The 25,824-nt window shown below is 44.2% G+C and carries 15 protein-coding genes; 5 read left to right on the top strand and 10 right to left on the bottom strand.

From position 1 onward, the window contains the following. The first annotated feature begins 25 nt into the window (after positions 1–25). Positions 26–1,543, top strand: coding sequence for a TlpA disulfide reductase family protein (locus K9M52_RS19065; protein ID WP_317197278.1), 1,518 nt, complete (start codon positions 26–28; stop codon positions 1,541–1,543). A 125-nt stretch (positions 1,544–1,668) separates the two neighbouring features. Here the strand turns inward: K9M52_RS19065 and K9M52_RS00510 are convergent, their stop codons facing one another. Continuing rightward, complete coding sequence (locus tag K9M52_RS00510) at positions 1,669–3,591, bottom strand: glycoside hydrolase family 97 protein (RefSeq protein ID WP_224070112.1); 1,923 nt, start codon at positions 3,589–3,591, stop codon at positions 1,669–1,671. A gap of 625 nt (positions 3,592–4,216) precedes the next feature. On the opposite strand from K9M52_RS00510, the gene K9M52_RS00505 reads away from it, so the two are divergent. Continuing rightward, complete coding sequence (locus K9M52_RS00505) at positions 4,217–5,791, top strand: Na+/H+ antiporter (protein ID WP_224070111.1); 1,575 nt, start codon at positions 4,217–4,219, stop codon at positions 5,789–5,791. A gap of 174 nt (positions 5,792–5,965) precedes the next feature. On the opposite strand, the gene K9M52_RS00500 is transcribed toward K9M52_RS00505, so the two are convergent. After that, entirely contained in the window at positions 5,966–7,174 is a 1,209-nt protein-coding gene (locus K9M52_RS00500) for an aminotransferase-like domain-containing protein (RefSeq protein WP_224070110.1), read from the bottom strand. Positions 7,175–7,971: 797 nt separating this feature from the next. Between K9M52_RS00500 and K9M52_RS00495 the strand changes: the two genes are divergently transcribed. Together K9M52_RS00495 and K9M52_RS00490 are read left to right on the top strand one after the other, a co-directional pair. After that, positions 7,972–9,114, top strand: a complete 1,143-nt coding sequence (locus tag K9M52_RS00495) for an acyltransferase family protein (protein ID WP_224070109.1) — start codon at positions 7,972–7,974, stop codon at positions 9,112–9,114. 279 nt (positions 9,115–9,393) lie between these two features. Further along, the gene (locus K9M52_RS00490; RefSeq protein WP_224070108.1) at positions 9,394–9,552 is read left to right on the top strand and encodes a lmo0937 family membrane protein; all 159 of its coding nucleotides are present in this window, start codon (positions 9,394–9,396) and stop codon (positions 9,550–9,552) included. A gap of 269 nt (positions 9,553–9,821) precedes the next feature. On the opposite strand, the gene K9M52_RS00485 is transcribed toward K9M52_RS00490, so the two are convergent. From K9M52_RS00485 to K9M52_RS00450, 8 genes are all read right to left on the bottom strand, one after another. Then, positions 9,822–11,639 (bottom strand): RagB/SusD family nutrient uptake outer membrane protein, encoded by a 1,818-nt coding sequence (locus K9M52_RS00485; RefSeq protein WP_224070107.1) that lies wholly within the window; start codon positions 11,637–11,639, stop codon positions 9,822–9,824. Positions 11,640–11,647: 8 nt separating this feature from the next. Further along, positions 11,648–14,824, bottom strand: coding sequence for a SusC/RagA family TonB-linked outer membrane protein (locus K9M52_RS00480; RefSeq protein WP_224070106.1), 3,177 nt, complete (start codon positions 14,822–14,824; stop codon positions 11,648–11,650). Positions 14,825–14,904: 80 nt separating this feature from the next. Beyond that, complete coding sequence (locus K9M52_RS00475) at positions 14,905–15,957, bottom strand: FecR family protein (protein ID WP_224070105.1); 1,053 nt, start codon at positions 15,955–15,957, stop codon at positions 14,905–14,907. Positions 15,958–16,012: 55 nt separating this feature from the next. Then, on the bottom strand, positions 16,013–16,561 hold the full coding sequence (locus K9M52_RS00470) for an RNA polymerase sigma factor (RefSeq protein ID WP_224070104.1): 549 nt from the start codon (positions 16,559–16,561) through the stop codon (positions 16,013–16,015). A gap of 288 nt (positions 16,562–16,849) precedes the next feature. Next, positions 16,850–17,623, bottom strand: coding sequence for a T9SS type A sorting domain-containing protein (locus K9M52_RS00465; protein WP_224070103.1), 774 nt, complete (start codon positions 17,621–17,623; stop codon positions 16,850–16,852). A 50-nt stretch (positions 17,624–17,673) separates the two neighbouring features. After that, on the bottom strand, positions 17,674–18,852 hold the full coding sequence (locus tag K9M52_RS00460; RefSeq protein WP_224070102.1) for an exosporium glycoprotein BclB-related protein: 1,179 nt from the start codon (positions 18,850–18,852) through the stop codon (positions 17,674–17,676). A gap of 272 nt (positions 18,853–19,124) precedes the next feature. Then, entirely contained in the window at positions 19,125–20,567 is a 1,443-nt protein-coding gene (locus K9M52_RS00455) for an AAA family ATPase (protein WP_224070101.1), read from the bottom strand. 293 nt (positions 20,568–20,860) lie between these two features. Continuing rightward, entirely contained in the window at positions 20,861–22,003 is a 1,143-nt protein-coding gene (locus K9M52_RS00450) for a glycoside hydrolase family 88/105 protein (protein ID WP_224070100.1), read from the bottom strand. Positions 22,004–22,721: 718 nt separating this feature from the next. Here K9M52_RS00450 and K9M52_RS00445 point away from each other — a divergent pair. Continuing rightward, positions 22,722–25,811, top strand: coding sequence for a SusC/RagA family TonB-linked outer membrane protein (locus K9M52_RS00445; RefSeq protein ID WP_224070099.1), 3,090 nt, complete (start codon positions 22,722–22,724; stop codon positions 25,809–25,811). The last annotated feature ends 13 nt before the right edge of the window (positions 25,812–25,824 follow it).

Below are 25,824 nucleotides of genomic sequence, written 5' to 3'. Positions count from 1 at the left end.
AAACTTATAATAAAACGCATCCATTATGCAAAATAAAAATAACGCAATAAAAACACTTTTCTGTGCGGCGGTATTATGCAGCACAGGCGTCACCGTACTGGCGCAAAATAAGCAGGCAGACAGGGCTGAGCTGGACAGTATTCAAAAGCAAGTGACCGGCTGGCTTAAAAGCAATACAGCGGCAGACCGGGACAGTGTCCGTAAAACAGCTTATGCACTGGCCGGTAGCCGTAATGAAAAGAAAATGGCGATGGGCGCTTATTATCTGAAATCCCTGGGACAGGATCAGAGTTCGGATTCATTAAATAAAGTAATTATCCAGACCTTTCCCAAAGGCTTTACCGTCCTCAATAACAGAGCAGAGGAAATCTACAAACAGACAGATCCTGCTAAGCAGGAGCAGCTATTTAAAAAGCTACTGACCGACTTGCCGGAGAAAAAAGATCAGCAGGGAAAAGTCCTGGATGAGGGGGAAAATATTGTTTATGATTACATCAGAAACGCCATCTCCAGCAGCTATATAAAGACGGGGCAATATGATAAAGCAGTATCTTACGCAGATCAGATAGTGACAAAGTTCTGGAAAGGAGAGGGTTATGCAGGCGCCGCGGGCGCGTTGCTAAGAGCCGGGCAATTGGATGAAGCCAAAATGCTATACAAAAAGGCCATAGACGTTGCGGCGCCTTACTTTGAGCAGCACGCTGCCAAAGGCCCCGAAGCCTTTGCAGCCATAGGATATCCCAGTTATTTGGAGAGTTACGCCGGCATCCTGACAAAAGAAGGCAAATTCACCGAGGCTTTACCGATTATTGAAAAGGCTTTTAATGCCAGAAAAGAACATTCCCCGGAAAGCTATATGACCTATATGAAGGTACTGAGCCGGTCCGGCCAGGAGCAAAAAGCTTTTGAGATAGGAGATGAAGCTTTACGCAATGGGGCCGCTTCAGAAGCACTGAAGGATCAGTTAAAAGTACTGTATGCCAAGGTGAAAAAAGACGGCCCTGATTTTGACAGCTACCTGGCAACAGCCATGCAGCAGCTGCATGAAAAGTTTCTGAAGGAATTACCTGAGACCATGCTGGATCTGCCATCCCAAAATTTTTCCTTAAAGGATATGGAAGGCAAGACCGTGCAGCTGTCAGATTATTTGGGTAAAACGGTGATACTTGATTTTTGGGCGACCTGGTGTGGTCCCTGCAAGCGCTCTTTCCCCGCTATGCAAATGGCAGTCAATAAATACGCCACTGATAAGGATGTCGTTTTTCTCTTTATAGATACCTGGGAAAGAACACCGGATGCAGACCAGCAGGTTAAAAAGTTTATCAGTGCCAATAACTATAGCTTTAGGGTATTGCTTGACCGTAAGCCTGCCGTCAGCGGCGACAATATGGTCGTAGAGAAATATGGTATAACAGGTATTCCCACGAAGTTTGTGATCGACCCCAATGGAAAGATCCGTTTCAGGCTTACCGGTTTTGGCGGCGGCAATGACGCGGCTGTTGAGGAAATTTCCGCTATGATCGAGCTGGCCCGCAAGGGTTAGGATCAGATGAACAGCCGCCCCACCATAGGTGTATGGCAAAAAAATCCCCCTGAGGCTTTTTAGTAAGCTGTCTCAGGGGGATTTTTCTTTGCAGATTCTTTAAGTTGAACTGCCTGCCTGATGCATTATCTTTTAAAGATACCCAGGTACCCGCCTCCGGAAGGCATGTTTACGTGTAGGGTCGTATTCTTTTTCACTTTTTTCTGTACGGTGACCTGACCTTCTCTTGCGTTTGGCTTATCGGTAAGGGCCGTCAGCGTATATTTTTTTCCGCCCAGAAAAGAAAGGTCTATATCCGCTGTATGGGAGCCGTCGCCGTTGATGACAGCCAGATACCAGGTAGTGCCCTTTCTTCGGGCAAAGGCAGCTATCTCGCCTATCTTACTTTCTTTTAGCACAATGGTTTCGTCCCAGGTGGCGGGAATCTGCTTGACGAAGGGCAGTGCGATGCTCTTGCTTAAGTCCCCCGGATCCGCACCCAGGCATAAAAACGGAGAGGTGAAAATCGCAGCCGTGGCCACCTGGTGCGCCATCGTGGTGGAAGAAGCATAGGGCTCAAAGCTGACGGGGGTGTAGTCTGCCGGGCCACAAAGATACCTGGTAAACGGCAGCACGGTATTGAGATAGGGCCAGTGTTCATTGTCTTTTTGTTCCAGGCCTCTTACGCCTTCCTGAGACAAGACATTCGGAAAGGTGTATTCCATGCCGGTACCCTTATTGGCACCGTGAAAGTCTACCATCAGATGGTACCGGGCGGCTGCTCTCGCCACGCGTTCATAAAATGCAATTTTCTCCTGCGTCTCCGCATTGATGAAGTCTATTTTCATGCCTTTGACACCCAAACTGGCACATTTTTCAAAGAATGCATGCATATAAGCCGTGTCTTTTAGCCCCGGTGTGCCATTATGAGGTGGATAGGCCTGCCACACCCAGATACCCACGCCTTTGTTTTTGGCGTAGTCGATCTGTTCTTTCAAGAGCTGCCAGTGATCTTTTCCTGCGGCGCTCCATGTCACCCAGCCATCATCCACCAGGTTATAAGGGATCTTAAGGGTTGCCGCAAAATCAGTAAATCGCCTGATATTTTCAGGCGTAACATCTCTTTTCTTACTCATCCACGTCCAGATACTCTGACCCGGCCTGATCCAGGACGTATACTCCCCGTCAGGGAATAATTGCCTGTCAGGTGCGGCGCTGACATCACGGACAATATCGTTATTCACTAAGCCGTTCAGTGTATTGGAAATAGCCATGATCTGCCATCCACTATGCAGCGTGTCCCGGTTGCCCGGCTGTACGGGGCCGGCCAGCGTATATTCCAGGGTTCTGTCATTTTTATAATGGCTGAAATGACTGCCTGCGAACCCAAATATATTGGCTTCCATAAGCGCGCCGTAGAGGCCGTTTTTATACTGTAAGGTCAGTGGCATGCCCAGCTGAAGGCTGTCCCCTAACTGGCTGAATAGGGCGGACCTGTAATTACCTTCATACGTATGTATATCTTCCTGCCACCAAAGGGTTGTCGTGCCCGGCAGGGAAATATGGCTCATTTCTCTGGTAAGCGCCCGGCCCTCCGGCAGGACACTGTACCTGTAGGCGACGCCGTTATCATACAGGTTGACCGCTAACCAGAAATCCGTTTTTCCGTCCTTGGAAGTAATTTTAAAGTTGTACTGGTTTTTAATGATGGTCGCCGTATTATGATTGCCTCTGGTAGTCAGTCTGCGCTGCTGCTTCTTTTGAGCATTGATTAAGGTCACCGACTTCACCTGCTGCCCATAAACAACGTCCGCGTTGTCTCCCGATGCAAATCCGATATTGCCTTCAGCGAGTTGCTGACTTTTAAACTTCACGGAATAATGTAACTCGTTTTGCCGCGTGGACAGTTGCATAGAGATATGACCGTCGGGGCTACTTAGCTGGTTGACAGTCTGGGCATGCAGCGAGAATGCCTTGCCTGCCATGAACAGGCTGACTAATATGTAGGGGACAGCAGACAAGAGGAGCCATTTATTCGCTTTGCCGGATTTTCGTAACAGATGCCGCATGGGGTCGAAATGTTTGATAGATGAAGATGTAAAAATTTTAATCCCTATGAAAATAAGGTAAATCCCGCAGAGCATCTGTTTATTAACAATGCAATTAAAGTTGAGTATTTTCATCAGTGGCTCCTGTCAAAAGCTCTTTGCTCAGTGGACTGACCGTTACAAAGCCAACCGCCAGTGCTTCCAAAAGTGGAAGGATTCTTTTTTCAGCCTTTCTGTAGCATAAGGAATGTTTATGCAGCAGCGCCTTGATGGACAAATTTCTGAATGATCAGCTGGTTCAGGTTTATAAAGATTATTATTACGGTTTGCCTGCCTTATATTGTCAGGGGAATCCGAAATTGTTTAGATTTGTATTGCTGAGGCGTCATATGATGGAAGATCTTGTGAAACCGGACAATGTTGACGCCTAATTATAGGATCCGGGGTGTGGAAACTTGCCGTGGGAGGCTGGCGATCTTGTTCCATTATGATTTAATAAAAGGCCCATCTTTAGGCAAACATATTGATGGCTATTTTTTTGATAAAGAAGCAAACAGGTGTGTTGGCATTTCCATGTATACAATCCGCAATAATTAATATTGCTCAGGAAAAGGTTTATAAAAATTTGAATAAATAATTATACCTTATGTTAGCGTATTTTCCTTATCTGCTCGCTCTTGTTATCGTGATCGTGTTTTTAATAATGCTGGCAAATAGAATCAGGATAGCTTATCCTGTGTTACTCGTGGTCGCGGGACTGATTATGAGCCTGATACCAGGGATACCTGCCATACATGTTTCGCCTGAACTTATCTTTGTCATTTTCCTGCCGCCATTGTTATATGAAGCGTCCTGGTCAATTTCATGGAAAGAACTCTGGAAATGGAGGCGCATCATTTGCAGCTTTGCTTTTGTCGTCGTATTTCTGACGGCACTATCCGTTGCCTTTGTAGCCAACGCCTTTATCCCCGGGTTTTCACTGGCTTTAGGCTTTTTATTGGGCGGTATTGTCTCTCCGCCCGATGCGGTCAGCGCCGGTGCTATTTTGAAGTTTGTAAAGGTGCCGAAGCGGGTGTCGTCCATATTAGAGGGAGAAAGCTTGCTCAATGATGCGTCCTCTCTTATTATATTCCGATTTGCGCTGGTTGCAGTGGCGACCGGGCAATTTGTCTGGTATCATGCAGCACTTAGTTTTGCATGGATGCTGATAGGCGGTACAGGTATTGGTTTATTGATAGGCTGGATCATTATGAAAATACAAAGGTTCTTACCCACGGATGCCAATATGGATATTGTCTTAAGCATTGTTACGCCCTATATCATGTATATGATGGCGGAGGAAGTACATAGTTCAGGCGTTTTGGCGGTGGTAAGCGGCGGCTTGCTGCTTTCTAATAAACGATATCATTTTTTGAGCGGTACTTCCAGGTTACGGGGTGTGAACGTCTGGGAAAGCTTTGTTTTCGTATTGAATGGCCTGGTATTTTTACTCATCGGCCTTGATTTGCCCCAGATCACGGCCGGGTTAAAAGGGGTTGGGTTCTCATCGGCAATTGGATATGGTTTGCTGATTACCGCCGTACTGATACTCGGCAGAATATTAGCCGCCTATGGAGCAGTTGTCGTAACGCTGGTGATGCGAAATTTCATTACCGTTGCGGATAGCCGCAATCCGGGCCTTAAGGGACCATTGGTGCTGGGATGGGCCGGAATGCGGGGAGTGGTTTCGCTGGCAGCGGCCTTATCCATACCCGTTTACCTAAAAGACGGAACTGAATTTCCCGAGCGGAATTTAATTTTGTTTATAACTTTTATTGTTATCCTATGCACGCTTTTGTTGCAGGGGTTAACATTGCCACATCTAATCCGGAAAATAAAGCTGCCTGATTTTAAAGATTATATCCCCGAAGCGCAGGCCGACGATTTGATAGAAAAAGAACTGGCAACAAGATCCTTGCAATATGTCTCGGAAAACTATACATCACAAACGCAGACCCATCCATTTTTGTACCAGTTAACCAGTAAATGGAAAAACAAAGAAATAGGGGATACGGAGTCTTCTATTTCGGTGGACATAAAAGAGGTGTATGCCGACCTACTGGCCCAACAAAGGCTATGGCTATTGGCTAAAAATGAAATAGACAAAAGTTTGGATGAAGATGTGATAAGAAAACACCTACATCGAATAGATATTGAGGAGGAAAAACTGAAGCATTTGTAATGATTTTTTCCGCTTGCCTGGCTAGCGGCCGACTGCCGTTTGCAAAAGAGCAGGTACGGTTGCCTGCTGTCTACATACAATAAAGTCGTAGAAACACTTTTAAATACGGTCTTTCATTCGGTTTTTTATAATGCGATATTGAATAGCTCGTCCGATGTTTGCCAGGCTTGCCCTTCAGCTCATTTTTTCAGCCCCGTCTTTCAAATAGTCTTTAACGAGCTGGCCGAGTATTGTCAGGCCTTCCTGAATTCTGTTTTCAGGCATGTTCGAATAGTTAAGCCTTAAGGTATTTTCTTTGGGGTTATTAGGATAGAAGGACCCTCCAGGAACAAAGGCGATCTTTTTTTCCAGACTACGTAACAGCAGTTCCCTGGCGGAGGTCCCTTCAGGCAGTTCCATCCATGTGAACAGGCCACCCTCGGGTCGGGTGAACTGAACGCTGTCCGGGAAGTATTTTTCCAGCGCCTGAAGGGTCACATCTCTACGATCTTTATAAAGCGTTTTAATTTTCTGAATATGCTCGTCAATATCATATAACGCCAGATATTTGGCAATCACCATTTGGGCAACGGTATTGCATTGCAGATCAGTTCCCTGTTTAATAAGAACATATTTGCGGATCAGGTTTTTGTCGCCCGCGATCCAGCCAATTCTGAAGCCGGGGCAAAAGATTTTGGAGAAGCTGCCTGTGCATAAAACCTGTCCCGTTTTGTCAAAGGATTTAATAGAGGGCAGATCTTCGCCTTCAAATCGCAATTCTCCGTAGGGGTTATCTTCAATAACGGCAACATTAAATTCAGTCGCCAGTGCTGCCAGCCGCCTGCGCTTTTCCAGATTCCAGGTTTTGCCGGTCGGGTTCTGAAAAGTGGGGATTACATAGATCAGTTTGATATGAGGCGTCCCTTTTAATGTTTGCTCCAGGACTTCCATGTCCATGCCATTTTCATCCGTAGGGATTTCTATAAACCGGCAGCCATAGGCCTTGAACGCGGAAATAGCGGCCAGATAAGTGGGGCTTTCACACAGAACAACGTCACCTTCATTTAGAAAAACCTTTCCGGAGAGGTCCAGTCCCTGTTGGGAACCGTGTGTAATCAGAATGTTATCTTGGTCAAATGAGGTGCCCAGGCGGCTATTCATGCGCTTGGCGATCCAGCTGCGTAAAAGAGCAAAACCTTCCGTTGTGGTGTACTGTAATGCAGTGGTGCCGGACTCCTGAAGCACCAGATGTTGTACTTTGTCAATCGCTTCAATAGGGAAGAGCTCAGGTGCAGGCAGTCCGCCGGCAAATGAGATGATGTTGGGTTGTTGGGTGACTTTTAATATTTCCCGGATCTCCGATTCTTTGATCTGGGCCATTCTATGGGCCAAATGAAGTGCCATAATTCGCTATTTTAACTTGACAGGCAGGTACGCTTTATTTTTGACAGCATCTCTACTTTAATCATTGATAATGATTCCAAAAGTAGAAAAACTATCAGAAACGGCATGAAGAATAGAAAGATATTTGGTCATACATTTTGGTTGGTTGATTTGTGCTTTTTTTTTGCGTTACTATAATTCTGATTCTGAAAATATTAGAGCAGTTTTGACAAGCTATCCTGGATGTCAGATTCCGAAAAAAAGGGGAGAAGGGCAAGTCGGGCAGGACCGTGCTTGATGACAACGGAAAAATCAGGATATTTGAGCGGTCTTGCTTAGAGTTTAGGTTAAGGGTATTATCTCCGGTGTTTTGAGATCATACGGTTCTTACATTGGCTGCTAATGACTGTTTGAATCATTATACTTTATTACAAGAACGTCTGATCGTAACGATGTTTATTCGGGAAGACATAAAATAAATTATGTTTTATATTTCATTTTTCCTTAAATTAGATGACGCATTCAATTAATGTCGGTAATAAGAGAGACGGAAATGCTCAAAACTGACTTTAAAGATGCAGGGTAGATAAGGTTTGTGATTCTTCATATTGAGATGATTAGCGGCCGCCGATTGGGCGATGCAATACAATGCTGAGCAAGAGTCGTATGTATAAGTAACGGGGCGTTTGCAGTGAAAGGTAGCTTATATATAATGGTTCGAAGAAAGTTGCTTATGAAGACGATGGTCAGAAGAATCCTTATTTAATGGTGTTTTTTGTTTATGTATTGTCATTGTTTTAATGCCAAATATATAGTGTATGCTGTCAGATAAGACACTGCCATCTAAGAGACTGACTTCTCTGGATGCGTTAAGAGGCTTTGATATGTTCTGGATCGTTAGTGGTGAGGGGATTTTTCATGGGCTGGCGAATGCCACCCATCTACCCTTTTTTGAAGGTGTAAGCAGGCAACTCCACCATACCACCTGGAACGGATTTACGATGTATGACCTGATTTTCCCGCTGTTTATCTTCATCGCCGGAATTGCCATGCCGTTTTCGTTTGGCAAAAAGCTGGATCACCTGGAGGGACTTGCAAGGAAGAAACAAAAACAAAAGCTATATCGGCCGCTTATCATCAGATGTGTTGCCTTGATTTTGCTGGGGATGGTCGTAAATGGCGCATTAGCGCTTCCCGGCTATGCCGAGACAAGATTTGCCAGCGTTCTGGGTAGAATTTCCCTTAGCCTTTTTTTTGCCGCTATCATCTATTTGAACTGCTCATTCAGAAAACAGCTTATCTGGCTCTTTGTGCTTTTATTGGGATATTGGGCGCTGATGTCCTGGGTGCCAGTTCCCGGTTTCGGGGCCGGTGTACTGACGCCGGAAGGTAATTTGTCCGGTTATCTGGACCGCCAGTTTTTGCCTGGACTGGTGTTAAGAGGTGACTATGATCCTGAAGGCTATCTTTCTACCATTCCTGCAATAGGTACGGCTTTGCTTGGCGTTTTTACGGGACGGTTTCTTAGAAACGGTAATCCTGCATTTACGCCTGTGAAAAAGGCGATATTGTTGCTGGGCGCGGGTGTGATCTGTTTACTGCTCGGGCTTTTATGGAATATATGGTTCCCGATCAATAAAAATATCTGGACCAGTTCATTTGTGGTATTTTGCGCCGGCTGTAGCTTACTTTTGCTGGGTGTGTTTTATTTGATAATTGATGTTCTCAAATGGCAATTGTGGTGCAGGCCATTTATCTGGCTCGGCATGAATTCCATATTAATTTATATGGCCTCCCATGGAATCATTAACTTTAAATACACCTCCGAAGCAATATTTGGCGGACTGATGCATCTGGCGCCCGAAAGATTTCATGAAGCATTATTGTGGACGGGAGTGGCTATTATTCAATTTGGGTTTCTTTACTTTTTGTATAAAAAACGTATTTTTTTAAAACTTTAAAACCTTGTCTAAGTACCCTGAGACCACGTATAGACTATACGAATAGCCTACAATAGTGTCAGTGGGGACAATTTTATACAAAAGGGGGAGTGGGTTTCGATAATTTAGCGGTTATTGTTTTTGTCAGAGGTTTGCCGTGACATGCCAGTTAACTGAAATCCCTTGTTTTCAAGCAATGCGCTTACATGTAGATTATTATAGACTTGTCATAGGGATTTGGCCGGTATTTTGCTTCCTAAAACGATAAGAGGAATTATTGCTCACTTAAAACAGAACTCCATGAAAGGCATATTATTTGTGATTGGCATCATATTAATCATCGGATGGATCTTTGGCTTTGTAGTTTATCATGTAGCGGGCTTTCTAATCCATCTTTTGTTGATTATTGGACTGATTATGATTGTCGCGAATCTTTTTAAAGGTAAAGAGTCGGGTTGATAGATAGGTTTAATGTTGGATTTGTTAGATAGTAATAAGTGGCCAAACCTGTAATAACTTCTAATTGTTTTATGGTTGTAACCTATGGCAGCCAGGCTGAACGTTACTTTGGCTCCTTTATTGTGCTGAAGAGCGATCATCCCTCCTCATCTGTTTTAATGGCTTTCCGCCTATTTTCACCCGCGCCATAAGATAGACTTGCAACAGCCATAAACATAGATGGGCCATTCAGCATCTACCGAATGGCCCACCTATGAATGCTGAAGGTATTATTCCCAGCCAGGATTCTGTTTGATCTGCCCCTTGCTGAGTAATATCTGATCTCTTGGAATCGGCATCAGGTACAGTTTGTCATTCCATTTACGCATGGGGACCGTATAAGGAGCCACCACTTTTTTTGTACCATCCCAGTCACTTATCGTCACGACATGGGTTCCTTTGAAAATATCGGAACCGAAATAGTTGTCATATTGTTGCTGCACAGCATCACTGGCAACAATACCATAGACAGTCTTAGGGTTTTCCAATAGTTTGCCTGCTTTCCAACGGACAATATCGTCCCAACGGAACCCTTCAAAAGCAAGCTCCACTCTTCTTTCTCTTCTGATCTCGTAGATCAGCGGGGATACCTGGTAGCCGTACCGGGGCTGTCCGTTAATTTCCGCGCGCGGATCGGCCGGAGGATTGACGGTCAGTCTAGCCATTTTCCCACCAGGAAGATCCGGCTGATCCAAGCGGGCCCTTATTTGATTGATGCTGATATCCAGATCACCTTGTGTAATAGAACCTAGTTCAGCTTTTGACTCTGCATAGATCAGCAGCACTTCGGCGTACCTGAAAACATACATGTCGTAGGTGGTCTGATTGGCCTCGTTTTGAGCGGGAACCGGACTCCGGAATTTAGCGGCCACGTATCCGGTCGGTGAAGAGCTGTTGACGTTGGTCAGGAAATTAGAGATGGGTGTTGTGCCGTTGAGATAATTGGGGAGAAAACGGTTATCAATCTCACTTCTTAAACGGGGGTCTCTGTTTTGCATTTCCAGAATTGCGGAATCATCTCCTTTATACATTGAACTCAGTGCAATGGGTTTGCCATCCGTGCAGAGAAAAGCCTCAATCAGGTCTTTACTGACACCAACACCGGCTTCATTGACGGAACGGGACAGACGGCTGGTCAGCTGATCTAACCGGTATATCTTCGGTAATACACATTCTGGATTCTTGGTCAGGTCTTCCTGGATAAACTGCGCCTTATAAGGATGGAGATAATCTTTATCTGCCACTGTATGGGTTTTGCTATCCACCACGTCGCCAGCTTTGAAATAATACTGAGACTGAGGTTTATAGATTGCATAACCGCCATTATCCATGATGTCTCTGGCTGCAGTAACGGCCTGTTCCAGGTACGTTTCCCAACCAGACTGGTTTCTGTATTTCATCCAGGTGCCTTCATAAAGGCAGACTCTGGCCAGCATCTGTTCGGCTGCATATTTATGTAATCTTCCAAGTTCGACCTGATCCGGTAAGGGTAAGTTATCTACGGCGAACTTTAAGTCTGCAATAATGCTGTCTACAACTATTTTACGATCCGTTCTGGGTTTGTAAAGGAAACTCGAGTCGTTTACATTTAAATCCTTATTGATCCAGGGCACATCGCCAAAATCCTTAACTTTATTAAAATATTCATAGGCCCTGAAAAAATGGATCTCAGCCAGATACTCTTTAATTTCCTTTTCGGTACCCGTTGCCGTTTGATAGTGGGTTAAAAAATAATTCGCATTTCTGATATAGGCCCAGTTGGTATAAGCCCATCCCCCGCCACTGGAGGGGACAGTTGTGAGGTTATACAGCCACTGATCCGGCGTGTTTGGTACACAGTTATCACTTTGATTGTCTGCGTTCTGATCAGGTACATAGAGAATAGGATAGAAGTTGTTGCAGAAAAGCTTCAATTCATCAGCTGTTTGCCAGTAGTTTAAATCCGATATGGAATCCTCCGGCTCTCTGTCTAATACTTTGGAACAGCTGACAACCGTGACAGACAGCCATCCCGCAAGCAGGTATAGAAATATATGTTTGTTTTTCATAACTATAATTATTTTAAAGTGATGTTGATGCCCACTGAGTAGGATTTGGTATTGGGGTAATCCATAAGACTTAATTTTTCTGGATCATATAACTTGGAAAGGCTGGTAATGGTGAAAATATTCTGACCGGTAGCGTACACTTGAATATTATCTATTTTAGCTTTTTTCATCCACGGGCGCTGTAGTGTATAGGTCAGTGTCAGTTGTTTTAACCGGATATAGGCCGCATTTTGCAGATACCTGTCAAGCGTGCCATTCAGGCCGCCTCTGTTTCCATGACCGCCATCGATATACGGTCTGGGTAGGAAGCCGTCCCTATTCTCGTAAGACCAGAAATCAGAGGTTAACTCCATGGGAACATCCCACTGGCTACCGATGCCGTAAAATCTGCCATCAGGCACATAGTCTCGCTTGCCGACGCCTTGGAAAAAGAAGCTGAGGTCCAGGTTTTTCCAGGTGAAGCCACCATTAAACCCGAAAAGATACTGCGGCTCAGAATTTCCCAGGATACGCAAGTCTCCGGTTGAATCCAGGGTATAATTGCCGTTGCTGATTTTTCCGTCTCCATCCAGATCGACATATTTGACATCTCCCGGATGCCAGGTGCCACTATAGAGCAGGGACTGATCAGCCCAGTTATTAATCTCGTCCTGAGACTGAAACAAGCCGGCAGTTTTAAAGCCCCAGATATCTCCGATTCTATGCCCGACATACAATTCTCCTAAGTAATTGGTGGGGTTGTCAAATTTGGTGATATAGGATTTAGAATTAGCCAGGTTAAAGCCGAGTCGGTAAGACATGTCATTACCGATTTTATCATGCCAGCCTACATTAAGTTCCCATCCCTGCGTTTTCAGATCCGCAGCGTTCTCCACTGGTACGGCTGCTCCCAGAACCGCTGTAAGCGGTTGCCCTGCCGTCAGCATTCCGATGGTATAACGGGTATAGACATCTACTGTAGCAGACAGGCGGTGCGCCAGGAATTCAAAATCAGCACCGACGTTCCATTGTCTTACTTTTTCCCAGGTAAAGTTGGGGTTGACGAGTGCGCCCGGAGAAACAGATACGGGAAGCGTATTGCCGGTACCTAATATATAGGGCAGCTCCGTATTGATGCCGTAAGCAGACACGTAAGGGAAATAGTTCTCAGTGCTGGTCAGCTGATTGCCGAGCGTGCCATATGATCCTCTGATCTTAAATTCATTGATGACGTTAGACAGGCCGGTATTGGTTTTCCAGAAATTTTCCTGGGATACCCGCCAGGCGCCGGAAACGGAAGGAGCCATAACATAGCGATGGCCTTTCTGAAATCTGGAGGAGCCGTCATAACGCCCGTTGAATTCCAGAAAATATTTATCCGCAAAATCATAATTGAAGCGGAAGAAATACCCCTGTACTGCCCAGCTGGTAATCCCGCCGTCTACGGATTGAGGCCCTGTAGCCCGGTTAATGGCCGGAAGGTCATTGTCGATCAGATTGGTTCTGCCGGCCAGATAATTTTTATATTGCTTGACTTCTTCATTATAACCTACCAGCAATTTAAAATGATGCTGACCGAAGTTTTTGCTGTAATCACTATAGATATTCAATGCATGATAGTAATCATTATGATTGGTCAGAATGATCTCATTCGGATTGGTCCAGGGATAATAATTGAAGGTGCCGTCTGCATGATATTCCTGGAACAGCCGGGAGGTGAACTCATTGTTGCTGGAATAGGGGTTAAAGGTATAATCCAGATTGATATTCCAATCCTTTAAAGGCTTTACTTTTACCGCAGCTGTTAACCAGAGGTCATTGATCTTGGTCTGGTTATGCCCGCCTTCGGCACCGACAGCAAAGGGGTTGGTAAAAGACCCCTGGCCCGCCCAGTGACCATCCGGGTGTTTGATGGGCATTAAGGGACGCAGATCATTTTTTAACTGCCCGCTGATTGCAGTGATGCCTGAATTTCCGCTTCCGCCACCGGACGGGTGGTCCTCAAAGGAATAGGTGTACCGTAGTTTACCCGCGACGGTCAGCCAAGGGGTAATATCGGAGCTGATATTCATATTGATATTGTGGCGTTGATAATAATCCTTGTAAGAAGTCAAAACCCCGTTTTGTCTGGAATTGCCATACGACATATAGTATGAGGTTCTTTCAGAACCTCCACTTAGTGAGATATTATTTTGCTGGAGACTGCCTGATCCGTATAGTGCGTCGGCCCAATCCGTATTACCCACATAGGTATAATATCCTGTGACATCAATGCTAGGGTCATATAATACATATGGATTACCGGCCGGATCGTTAAAATAGGCGGTGACACCATCTCTGATCCTTTGGCTGAAATACGCACCGTTTCCTGCATTAATACTGGCGGTGTCCATGTAATTGATATAATCCATGGAGTTCATGTATTTAGGGTTGATCAGGAGCTTGTTGGTCGCATAGGAACTGCTGAGCCTGACGGTAGGCGTTTGATTGTGTTTACCCGTTTTAGTTGTAATCAATATCACGCCATAGGCGGCACGGGCGCCGTAAATAGCTGCGGAGGCAGCGTCTTTCAATACCGTAACGCTGGCCACATCACTAGGGTTGACCAGATTAGGATCTTGCACGACTCCATCGACCAGGATCAAAGGTGCCCCGCCGTTAATACTGGTATAGCCACGTATATTAAATGTGGCTCCCTGTCCCGGAGCGGCACTGTTTTGCGTGATCTGAAGATTCGGGATGACACCCTGCAAACCGGCACCCAGATTGGCAATAGGGCGGTTATCCAGGACTTCTCCGGAAACCTGTTGTACAGCGCCCGATAGGTCTATCTTTTTCTGTGTACCGTAACCTACAATGACCACATCCGACAGTGTCGCGTCGCTGGCCCGCATACGCATCATAATGGTGCTTTTCTCGCCGCTGGTTACCAGGAAATTGGTAATGGAATCATTGGCATAGCCTACGTAGCTAAAGTATAGATTATAGGAATGTCCCTGCTGCATATTAATCGTAAATGTGCCGCTGGAGTCACTCAGTACATGATTGCTCTGCTGCGTTTGCCTATCCAGAATACGGACAGACACTCCCTGGAGAGTGGTGCCGGTCTCTGTAATAACGGTTCCCCTCACCGGGGTGGATTGTTGGGCATACAATCCCATCGAACAAAGCATAAGAAATGCCCCAAGTCCTGCTTTAAGTTTCATGGATTTTGATTTTAATGACACAATAAATGGCCCCCACCTGTCATACCCACAGGTGTGTCTTAGGCTGTTATAAAGAGTTGTTATTGTTGTTCTGTTATCTGAATCGTATTACCACTTCTGGTATAATGCAAATGATTTAAGTTACAGATGGCATCTAGTAAAATATTGAGCGAGTCTGCATACATAATCTTTCCTGTAAATTCCCTGTTCTCTAATAGATGGGGATCGATCTTGATCTCTACCTGATAGCGGATGGACAGTTGTTCGAATACTTTTTGTAATGGCGACTTTGAGAAACTGTAAGCTGCATTTGTCCAGGTGGTCACCATTTGTCTGTCTCCGATCGAAGGGGCCGTAGCCGCAATAGCATCTCGATGCTTGGAATCATACATATTGCTGACCAAATAGCCTCCCGCTCGCTTTTTGATGCGGATCTGCTGACCGGGTTGCAGATATATGTTTTTTTCCGGAAAACTATTTTCCAACGATTTTACAGCGACGCGTCCTTCCAGCAGTTGAACGGTGATCTCTTCTTTGCTTTTATCGCTGTTGATCCAAAAAGAGGTGCCGATATCCAGCGTACCTATGCCGTTGGCGACGACGGTAAACGGGCGGGTGGCATTATGTTTTACATCAAACCTGGCCTTTCCTTCCAAATAAACAAAACGGTTGTCCGTAAAATTGTCCTGATAGCTGACCGAAGCATCAGGTTTTAGCAGAACACCCGAACCGTCCGGCAGATGGACATATTTTTCTCCGGCCGTGCTGTTGCGAATGGTTTTTCTGCTCAGGGTATATCGGTCCAGGTCACCCTCTGTATTTTGGGCCGTCAACTTCAACAGATAGTGCGCCGTCAGAAAAAAGCCAATCAGACAGGCGGCAATGAGCAGCGATTTTTTCCATTTGCCAGACGCATCTCGGACTTCTCGCCTGACGGTCTTTCGCATCACCAATTGAATCGTATGCGGAATTTCCACCGGTTTTGTGCTATAGAATTCTTCATCCGAAAGATACTGCCCTAATTCCTGACCGGAGCGTTCTTTCAGATAGGCGGCGATTTTTTCAGCCTTTTCCCCCTCCAAATCGTTGTTCAGGAATCTGTCTATATCTTCAGGTGTAAATGCGCTATTCATTTAATAAGGGTAGTAACGTTTGGCAGAAGAAAATTCCCTACTCTCGAAAAAAAAATTAAAAAATTCTATAGAAAATAAGCGAAATCAACAACAGGGTGTTTAATATTTGCCGTAACTGTTTAAGGGCCTTGTGAATATGGTTGTCAACTGTTTTTTCAGAAATATTGAGCTGCTGCGCGATTTCTTTATAGGCATAGCCTTGAATATGGGAAAGGCGAATCACCTTTTGTCGCATCGGAGGTAAATGGCTGATGGCTTTTTCAATTTTTTCCGGCAGGGAAGAGGGCGTAACACCTATTGCCGCGGCCGCATTTGCTGCTGCATAGTCTAGTTCCGCAGTTTTACGTTTGCGCATACTCGCCTGTAGCCGCAGCCAGTCAATATAAATAAGCTTTGCCTTTCTGAAAAGCTGCGTTTCCAGGTTATACTCGGTGCTTAAAGTGGATCGGTATTCCCAGAGCTTGATAAAGGTATTTTGTGTAAGCTCCTGACTTTGAATATAATCTTCGGTTCGATTCAGGAAATACGTATAGATACGCGCCTCCCATAAAAGATAAAAGTCGCGGAATGCTTTTTGATCTCCATTCATTATTTTTTCCAGCAAACCAGGGTCCGTTTTAACAAGTGAAATTAGGGTGTTTTATTTTATTTAACAATTAGATAATTTTCTACGACAGCTTTCGTTTTAAATTAAATCCTTATGAATAACATATTATTTTTCTATGTAGGATTTTTACAATAAATACAAATATTTTGTCATATGCGGATATCGAGGCGGCTGTTGTTAATCAGCTTTAGGGAGGGCGTGTAAAAAAGCAGGCCCTAGTTATCTTGTTAGAAAGGGCCTGCTTTTTTGTAACGATCTGATTATTTTACGCTGTATGCCACATGGCTATTTTTTTATGAATTTCGTCCTTTGTACAACTCCCTGTGTATTGCGGACAACAACAATGTATATGCCGGCCGGCCATTTGTCCAGACTGATTGTCTCCCGCGTTTGTTGAGAGATGGCTTTGTCCAACATCAGTACGCCGGTTACGGAATACACTTCTAGTTTCGTCTTTGGAGCGGCATAAACCAGTTGAATTTGTATTTGTGTGGTGGCAGGATTGGGGAAAATTTTTATGGTCTCCCCGGTATGGGAATCCGTACCATTTAAAGACTCAACAGACGAGTAGTTGTAATCGCCGTTCTGGTCTACCTGAACAATCCTGTAGTATACTTTTCCCCTGATCCGTTGTGGGTCTGTATAGGTATAATATAGAGGTGTGGCGCTATAGCCTCCTGGAGCTTTGGTCTGTAGCGTGGCTAATGTATCAAAACGCAGGCCGTCAACAGAACGCTCAACGATGAAATGATCTGTTTTAAATTCCTGTATGGTAGAAAAATGGATATATGCATAGTTATTGACGTCGGTGAGTTGCAAACGTAGGCCTTTAACGGGCAAAGGCGTCTCTCCCAGTTCAGGTTGTTCAAATCCCTGTGTAATGACCGGACCACTCCCTGCGGTTTGAATAGCCATTTCACCGATATTGTAGTCGATGGTATATCCATTAAGTGTGCTGCTTCCACCGCCACTGCCTATTACGTGCGGGGCGATTGTTTGGGAAAAACTAATGTAGTGGCATCCATAGAGGCAGAATGTTATGAAGAATTTTTTTAGCATGATTGATGTAATCAGGTTACTGTTGAATACATAAAAATAAAATAGTAAGGCTATTGAATATTAAGGCCGCCACTGATGTGCCCTGTTATATTTAATACGAGATCTAGCCCTGTTACCGATGCCGAATAGACCATCATTAACCTTGTCCCGGCAGTTACCGGAATGCTGAGTCCTGTAGAGGATCCGCTGATAGTCGTTCCGATGGGGATAAGTCCTGTAAAGCCTGGGTTTAGCATGACAATAGCTCCGGGTATGGGCACAAATTGATTGGAGTTTGGTCCTAAGGCTTGGTATAGCTGCCCGGTAATCATGACTGTAGACCCTATCAGGCTAAGTGCTGATGTCGTGCTGAAAAAGCCGGAGATCGAGGTGATCGTACCTGCTCTTGGTATAACAAAAGCTGCATTTCCAGAGGGGGTAATATCAACCTGGCCACCGGTTATATTGACCGGTGTATTATATCCAAAGCCAATGGCTGATCCGGTCGAAACGACTCCTCCCAGTGTGATTGCAAGTGCCGCTGGTACTTGACCGGTGGCGAATGGAATGATCGTTCCGGCGGGAGCTGTCTGCTGATTGCCGTTCATGGAATGCCACTGTCCACCACTGTAATAATAAAAGCCAGGCGTATTATCAGTCTGATAAACAAGGAGGCCTTCGGCCGGTGTAAGGGGCAATTCTGCCTGGGTCATTCTGGGGATAAGCAAACCTTTACCATTGGCAGTAATATCAAGTGCTGCACTGGCATCTGGTTTGGCACCGATGCCGACAGCTCCGGTATTGTTATTGATAATGTCCTGACCGTCTGTTGTCCATTTGTTGTCGGCGCTGTGCTCCGCCTGAATGGCATATGGTACACTGGATAGTTTGCTGTTGGATAATTCCGTATAGGTATTGCCTCCGGTTAAATCGGCCGCCACACCCAGAAACTGGATGGCACCCTTCCAGTCGATCGCGCTCCAGCTACCCGCTACAGGGGTGCCGGTACCAATCTGCAGGTTGACCAGTCCGAAACTATTCGTTGTAACGGACTGCGTCTCACTATATTCTATGGTACCGTTTGCCGCATTTGCGTAAAACGTAAATTTTAGAGAAATCGCCTGATTGGTAACCGGCGCCCCAGTGGTATTTCTGATGACGGCCTGGTAATTAATTTGCTGGGGTACCTGAGCGTGCACGTTTACAACTATGGCGCAGAGCATACAAAAGAAAAGAAGTTTGATTCTCATTGGACTAGTTCTTTATCGCGGTTTTGTGATAGCAGTCTTTGATTGCCTCGCAAAGGTAGTGAGAAATTAAACTTGGAAACGCCATTTGGGTGCCATGCGGTGAGAATCTAAAACGCATTGTCAGATTTAGACAATGGCCAGTCTCGGAGGTCGTTTTTATTAGAGGTAGGAGTGATGGTTACGTTATACTGTATGCAGGGTGCGGCAGACACTGTCTGGAACTGATCAGTTTCAGGGGTTAACATGGCACTATACAAGAACCCGCATGTATTCTATGCGGGCCTGAAAAGAACATTCATGTCTAAGGCCTGTTGAACCAATTGTTCAGCGTATTGATTTTCTATAAGTCCATGTGTCGTAATAAATGTTAGAAATAGAGACTTACGAGGCGCCTCTATTTCTCTAAACAAGCGCATTTTATTTTCTAAGGCTTTGGCATAACTTTTATCAATAACATATTTTTCACTATAAAACTTTAATTCACATAAATTAATTACGTGGTCCTTTCTATCCAGAATTAAGTCTATTTGCGCACCTGATTCTTTGCTGCCTTTGGTAGGTGCATATCTCCAGGTAGAAGCTTCGACTCTTTTTGTTATGGCTAAGGCCTGAATAATTTGCTCCACATGTTTTAGACAGATTGCCTCAAAGGCAAGGCCACACCAACTAATATAGGTGGGTTCGCTACTGATTTTGCCCCAAGTGTCTTTGCCCCCCTGGCTGTTGTTATCCATAAACTTCAGATAAAATAAAGAATACTCGTCAATTAACTTATAAATCGCATTCTTAGACGGATTGCCAAATTGATGCACTTCCTGAATAAAACTGGATCTTTCCAATTCATTTAATATTTTTGTTGCCCTGCCGCCACTGCTTAGGTCGCATTTTTTTATGATTTCATTTCTGCTGAGTCCGTTTGAACTATGGGCAAGTGCGCGGACAATTTTAATATGATTGTCTGCAAGTTCAAATAATGAATTATATAAATTATCAAACTCCCCTGTTAATAAACCTAGTCTCGAAAAGCAGGCCTTCTCAATAATCTGGCTAGCACTTCTACCTTTTTTTACCGTATTTAAATAGTGTGGAATGCCTCCGAATGCCATGTAGATTTGTAAAATTTGATAACGGTCCAGTTTGCACCCGGCGTTTCTCAGAAATGCTTCTGTTTCCGCGAGAGTAAAAGGGGCGATAGGCATCTTGGCTGTAATTCTATTATGTAATCCTCCCCGATTATTGATAATATTTGTAATCATCCACGAAGCGGAAGAACCACAGATAATTATTAATAATTCTGGTTGAAAGCATGCCCAATTATTCCAGAAATTATCAAATGCCCTTAAAAAACCAGATCGCTTTCCGTCTAACCATGGAAATTCATCTAGAAAGAGTACTATTTTTTCCTTTTTTAATTTTGGCGTTAAAAAAACACGTAATTCCCTGAATGCGTTTATCCAGTTATCAGGTGTTCTTAATGGCGAAGGGGAACCGATTGCTATCTGTAAGGATTCGCTAAATTGAATTAACTGTTCCTTCAATGGGGCTCGAAATGTGCCGGTGAGGTGAAAAACAATGTGATCTTTTAAAAAAGTGTGTATTAGATAAGTTTTCCCTACCCGGCGCCTGCCATATACAGCCAGGAGTTCCGCTTTTTTTGATTTTAGTAATTCTTTTAGCAGCTCTTTTTCCTCTTCGCGACCTATAAGTTTTTCCATGATCATTTTGCGGTTTTAAAAAGCAAATATACAGATTTGGCCACTTATAATTAATTATAAGTGGCCAAATCTGTATCTCCGTTGGTTAGTTTTTAGATGTATTGAAGATTGTATAATTTATAATAATTTATCAATCAATAATATAAATGATTACCTCGATTTTTCGCACTTAACTTCGTTTTGGTAGTTTGGTTATGAAACAAGTAGTCTGTTGCGGCAGAATTGGCAGTTGCGTTTTAGGAATATATACAGATTTGGCCACTTATAGATTACTATAAGTGGCCAAATCTGTATCATTTTTTTCTGATCAGCGCATTAGCACACCAAAGCAGCGGTGCCTGTCCGTGGAGATCACCGGTATTACGTTTTCTGTCTAAGTAATACTGATGGTCGTTTTTCTTATTCGTGCCTTCACACACGTTGGTAATATCATTGTTTTCATTGATAAAACCTATGAGCGCCAGCCATGCTTTTCTGGCTGCGGGCCCGTAAGTGGCATTGTCGAGCCAACCTTCTTTTACGCCTGTAATAAAAGCATAAGTAAACATTCCGGTAGAAGAGGTTTCTTCCCATGCATTCGGGTCATCGATTAATTGATGCCACATGCCGCTGTCGTCCTGATATTTTAATAATGAGGCCATCATCTTGTGATACCCTTCAAGGATACTGGCTCTATCCGGATGGTTTTTGGGTAGCAGCCTGAGCACCTCCGTCATACCAACTGCCATCCAACCGTTACCCCGGCCCCAGAAGAAAGGAACATCCGGCGCATGATAAAACAGACCATTGGGCTGTTGCAATGAGTCCAGATAATGCACCATTTCCTTGCTGGCTCTGTTCAGGTATATTTTTTTGCCGGTGGTGACATAGGCCTGGGTTTGCAAGGCGGTGATCATATACATATCGTCAATCCACATACGGGTTTCCCAGGATAGCCCGTTATTATAATAGTAATAGGAACTGGCTTTGGCTCTTTTGCCAAAGGGTTTTCCCCATTGTTTGTCTGCATAGGAAACGCCCAGGTTCAGATAATGTTTGTCCCTGGTCTGGCGATAGAGTGCAAAAGGCACAATACCGAAGACAGCAAAATCAACATGGTCGGGTACAGGCACCATACTTTTTCTATTCCCTTCCAGTGGCTGATAGGCATCTTTAAGTTCTTGCTGAAGTTTTTTATCTTCCGTCAGCTTAGCAAATTCCAAGGCACCCGACCAGGCGCAGGTAACAGGGTAATGGATATAATGCGGGCGTTGGTCCTCGCCGATAAATTTATTGACAGTGCCAACGAAATGATCTGCGATACGTTTGCCAATTTCCTGCGGGGAATCTCCTTTAGGGAACGTTTTCAGAAAATTCTTATTTTTTTGTGCGTGGACTCCTGAAAATGCGAAGCATATCAAAGCAATACATGTGCTAAAACTGGTGATTCTTTTCATACTTTCAAAATGGTTTAATAGTGGTTCAGCGTTGAGCTGTTTTTTAATCTTGTAATGAATAAACATCTGCATGCCGGTATGGATAGCTATTCTACATACCTGATTCATCAGTGATAGTCGTATAATAACATTATTAAAGCTACATTAAAGAAGCCGGATTACAGCAACCACTTCAAAGTGATTGCCAGGCATAACCTGATACTTATTATTGCATGTGTTTTTGTAAATCGATTTCCTGTTTTACGAAAATAAGGTAATTAACAATATCGTAATCCAATATTAATAAAATGATAAAATAAGTTGAATCAATGAGAATATATGCAGAGTTTCTGATAAGGGAATGTTACAAATTTGCTTATGGATATCATATAACCAGACTTAAAAGAGATATAATGGTATGGTTGAGGTTCAGGTCCTTCACATTCAACCGCTTAAACGCTATTTAGTATTATGTCGGCCTGCAAGCGGCCTATTTGAAGCGTAAAAACGCTGTCAGATAGATTACTGGGGCCATTTTGAGAGAGATTGTGCACCATGTAATATAGAAAAGATTATTGAGGGAATGGAAAATATCATGAACGGTTATCACTTAGCCTGACCAGACGTGATGACTACGAAATGTATAATGACACTACTTATAAATAATCATACATAGACTTTGGGAAAACCATATAAGCAAACAGAGTTATGCTTTTAGTTCATCTATAAAAATTCAATCGTGAAGCAATTTAAATTTCTAATTTATCTGTTGCCTGGAATACTGATAACGATCGCCGGGTATTCGCAGCAAACAAAGTACGCCGGTACCGTCAGAAATAGCGATGGTCTGCCGCTCAGGGGCGTTTCGGTTACACTTAAAAATACCAATTCGGGGGCCATCTCTAATGACAACGGACAATTTATCGTTGCCGCTGATAAAGGAAACACCCTAAGATTTACGATGGTGGGTTATCAACCGTCAGAAAAAATACTGGGTGCAGACACAGTGATCAATGTTACATTGATTGCCAATAGTGATAGTTCTTTAAATGATGTTGTCGTTATTGGCTACGGAACGTCTACCAAAAGAGATCTGACCGGTGCTATTTCCCATTTGGACAAAAAGGTGCTGGACACTAAAGTGGCTACCAGCTTTATTGATTTTCTCAAGGGAAGCGTGCCTGGCGTGAATGTGGGTGTCAATAATGGTGCCGCCGGTGGCGGAAGGCTGGAAGTCAGGGGGCCTGCATCTCTGAAAGCTTCTACGTCCCCATTAATTATATTGGACGGGGTGACCTTTAACGGTAATCTAAATGATATCAATCCTAATGACATCGCCAGTATTGATGTGATGAAAGATGCGAGCTCTACGGCTATTTATGGCGCCAAGGGGTCGGCAGGAGTCATCGCCATTACGACTAAAAAGGGCACCTCAGCAGCGCCGCAAGTTGATTTTAGCAGTAAAGTCGGTGTGGCAAAAATGCTGGGTATCCCGCCGCTGCCGACCCCTGAGCAGTATGTCCAGCGAAGGGCAGATTATTTTAAAACCATCGATTATTTTAAGCCGGATGGTCAGAAAAAGGGTGAAGGCTATTATGATAACCCAGATCATTTGCCAGAGGGGGTGACTAAAGATGAGTGGGCTAATTATGACGGCGCTTTTGACGGAGACTACATAGAAACATGGTTATCCCGTTTGCAAATGGCGGATATTGAGATCAATAATTATAAAGCCGGTAAGACAGTGGACTGGAGAGACGCGGTATACCAGACCGGATTCAGGCAAGATCATGATATTGCCATTTCCGGCAGAAGCAACAGGACGTCTTACTATACTTCTATCGGTTATACAAATAATAAAGGTTTTATTGTTGGGGATAATTACCGATCTGTGCATGGTCGGATTAATCTGGAATCCAATATTACCAAATGGTTGCAATTTGGGACCAATACACAATTTGCCGAGAGAAGTGACAATAGTATTACAGTAAACGAAGGGAACGCAGATGTTATGAGCCCATATGGTAATATGTATAATGAAGATGGTACGCTGGCAATTTATCCGATCGGAGACGCCAGAGTGGCGAACCCTTTATATGTCAGTACCGTCGATAATTATTTTTACAGGGCACAAACATTAAATGCCACACTTTATGGTAAGTTGACGCTTCCATTTGGTATCACCTTTAGGACCAATTGGAATAACCGCTACGGTTGGATCAAGGATTATTATTATGATTCTGATCTGAAGCCTGGCGTGTCAAAGGGAGGAGCAGCCTCCCGCAGAGAGTATTCCGATTATGAATGGAGTGTCGAAAATATACTCAACTGGAATTATCGCTTTAATAATGTACACCGCCTGGACGTTACCATGGTGGCGGGCGAAGAGAAGTTTCAGACCTTTGAAACCAAATCTGAAAATGAAGGATTTGCCCCTAACGGCAATCTGACTTACCATCAGCTGAACCTCGGGATCAACCCGGTAATCAACTCTAACGATGAGGTGCAGACCGGCACCTCTTTACTGGGAAGGGTTAACTATAGTTTCAAAGATCGTTATTTACTCACCGCTTCTATACGCCGGGATGGCTTCTCCGCCTTTGGCCAGAACAACCCGTATGGCACGTATCCGGCCTTTGCGGCTGCATGGCGAATTTCTGAAGAAGATTTTATGAAAGGCTCTGCCTTTAATGATCTCAAATTAAGAGCATCCTGGGGTACCAGCGGCAACAGGGATATTGGCAGATATGCCGCATTAGCCAGGCTCCATACCTTAGATAATATCCTGGGAGGAGAGAATATAAAAGGGGTCTATCAGACCACCCTGGCCAACCCTAACATTAAATGGGAAACAACCCATGCAACCAATATCGGTGTCGATTTTGGTCTTTTTGACAACCGCTTCTCAGGAACTATTGATGCTTATACAAATAAGACCACAGACTTGGTCTTAAGCCGGCTACTCCCTGGCTTTACAGGATATAGCAGCATTTTGGCCAATCTGGGGCAGGTGGACAATAAAGGATTGGAACTGTCACTTACCAGCGTCAATATCAATCACCCGGGTAAAGTGGTTTGGTCGACTTCTCTCATATTTAGCCTGAATCGTAATGAAATCGTTCACCTATACGGAACAACAGACTCTGCTACCGGCAAAGAAGCCGATGATATTTCTAACGGTTGGTTTATCGGGCACGGCATTCATGACATCAGAGACTATAAAGTGACAGGCATCTGGCAAATCGGGGAAGAAGAACAGGCCGCTAAATATGGTAAGTTACCCGGTGACCCCAAGGCGCTGGATGTAGATGGCGACGGCGTTGTCAATGATAATGATAAGGTCTGGATCGGTTCCGCTGTTCCAAAATACCGGGTCTCTCTTAGAAGTGATCTCCAGTTATTTAAGAATCTCGATTTCTCTTTTGTGATAAGAGGTGCATTTGATTACTGGGGCGTTAATTCGCTGCGCCGAAATGAAGACAATCGATACTTTCAGAGCTCCAATTCTATTATGAATGAGTACTGGACACCGTGGAGCCCTTCTTCCTCTTACGGAAGACTGGCTTCTAATTCCAATAATCCGACCGTTAACTTCTACGAAAAAAGAGACTTTATCAGAATGCAGAACGCGACACTAGCCTATACGTTTCCCCAGCACATGATCAGCAAATATTCTATCAAGGGCCTGCGGGCGATGGTAAGCGTCGACAATGCGTTTATTATTACCAAATGGAAGTATTATGACCCCGAAATGATAGATGATGATAATGTCCGCAAAGTGGGTAGGGTGCCCCGTTTGTTCACTTTTGGCGTCTATGTAACCCTATAATTTTACTTATTGA

Source organism: Arachidicoccus terrestris, from assembly GCF_020042345.1.
Classification (GTDB): domain Bacteria; phylum Bacteroidota; class Bacteroidia; order Chitinophagales; family Chitinophagaceae; genus Arachidicoccus; species Arachidicoccus terrestris.
The sequence above is the reverse complement of the archived record's forward strand: the minus strand, read 5'-3'. Positions and strand labels throughout refer to the sequence as shown.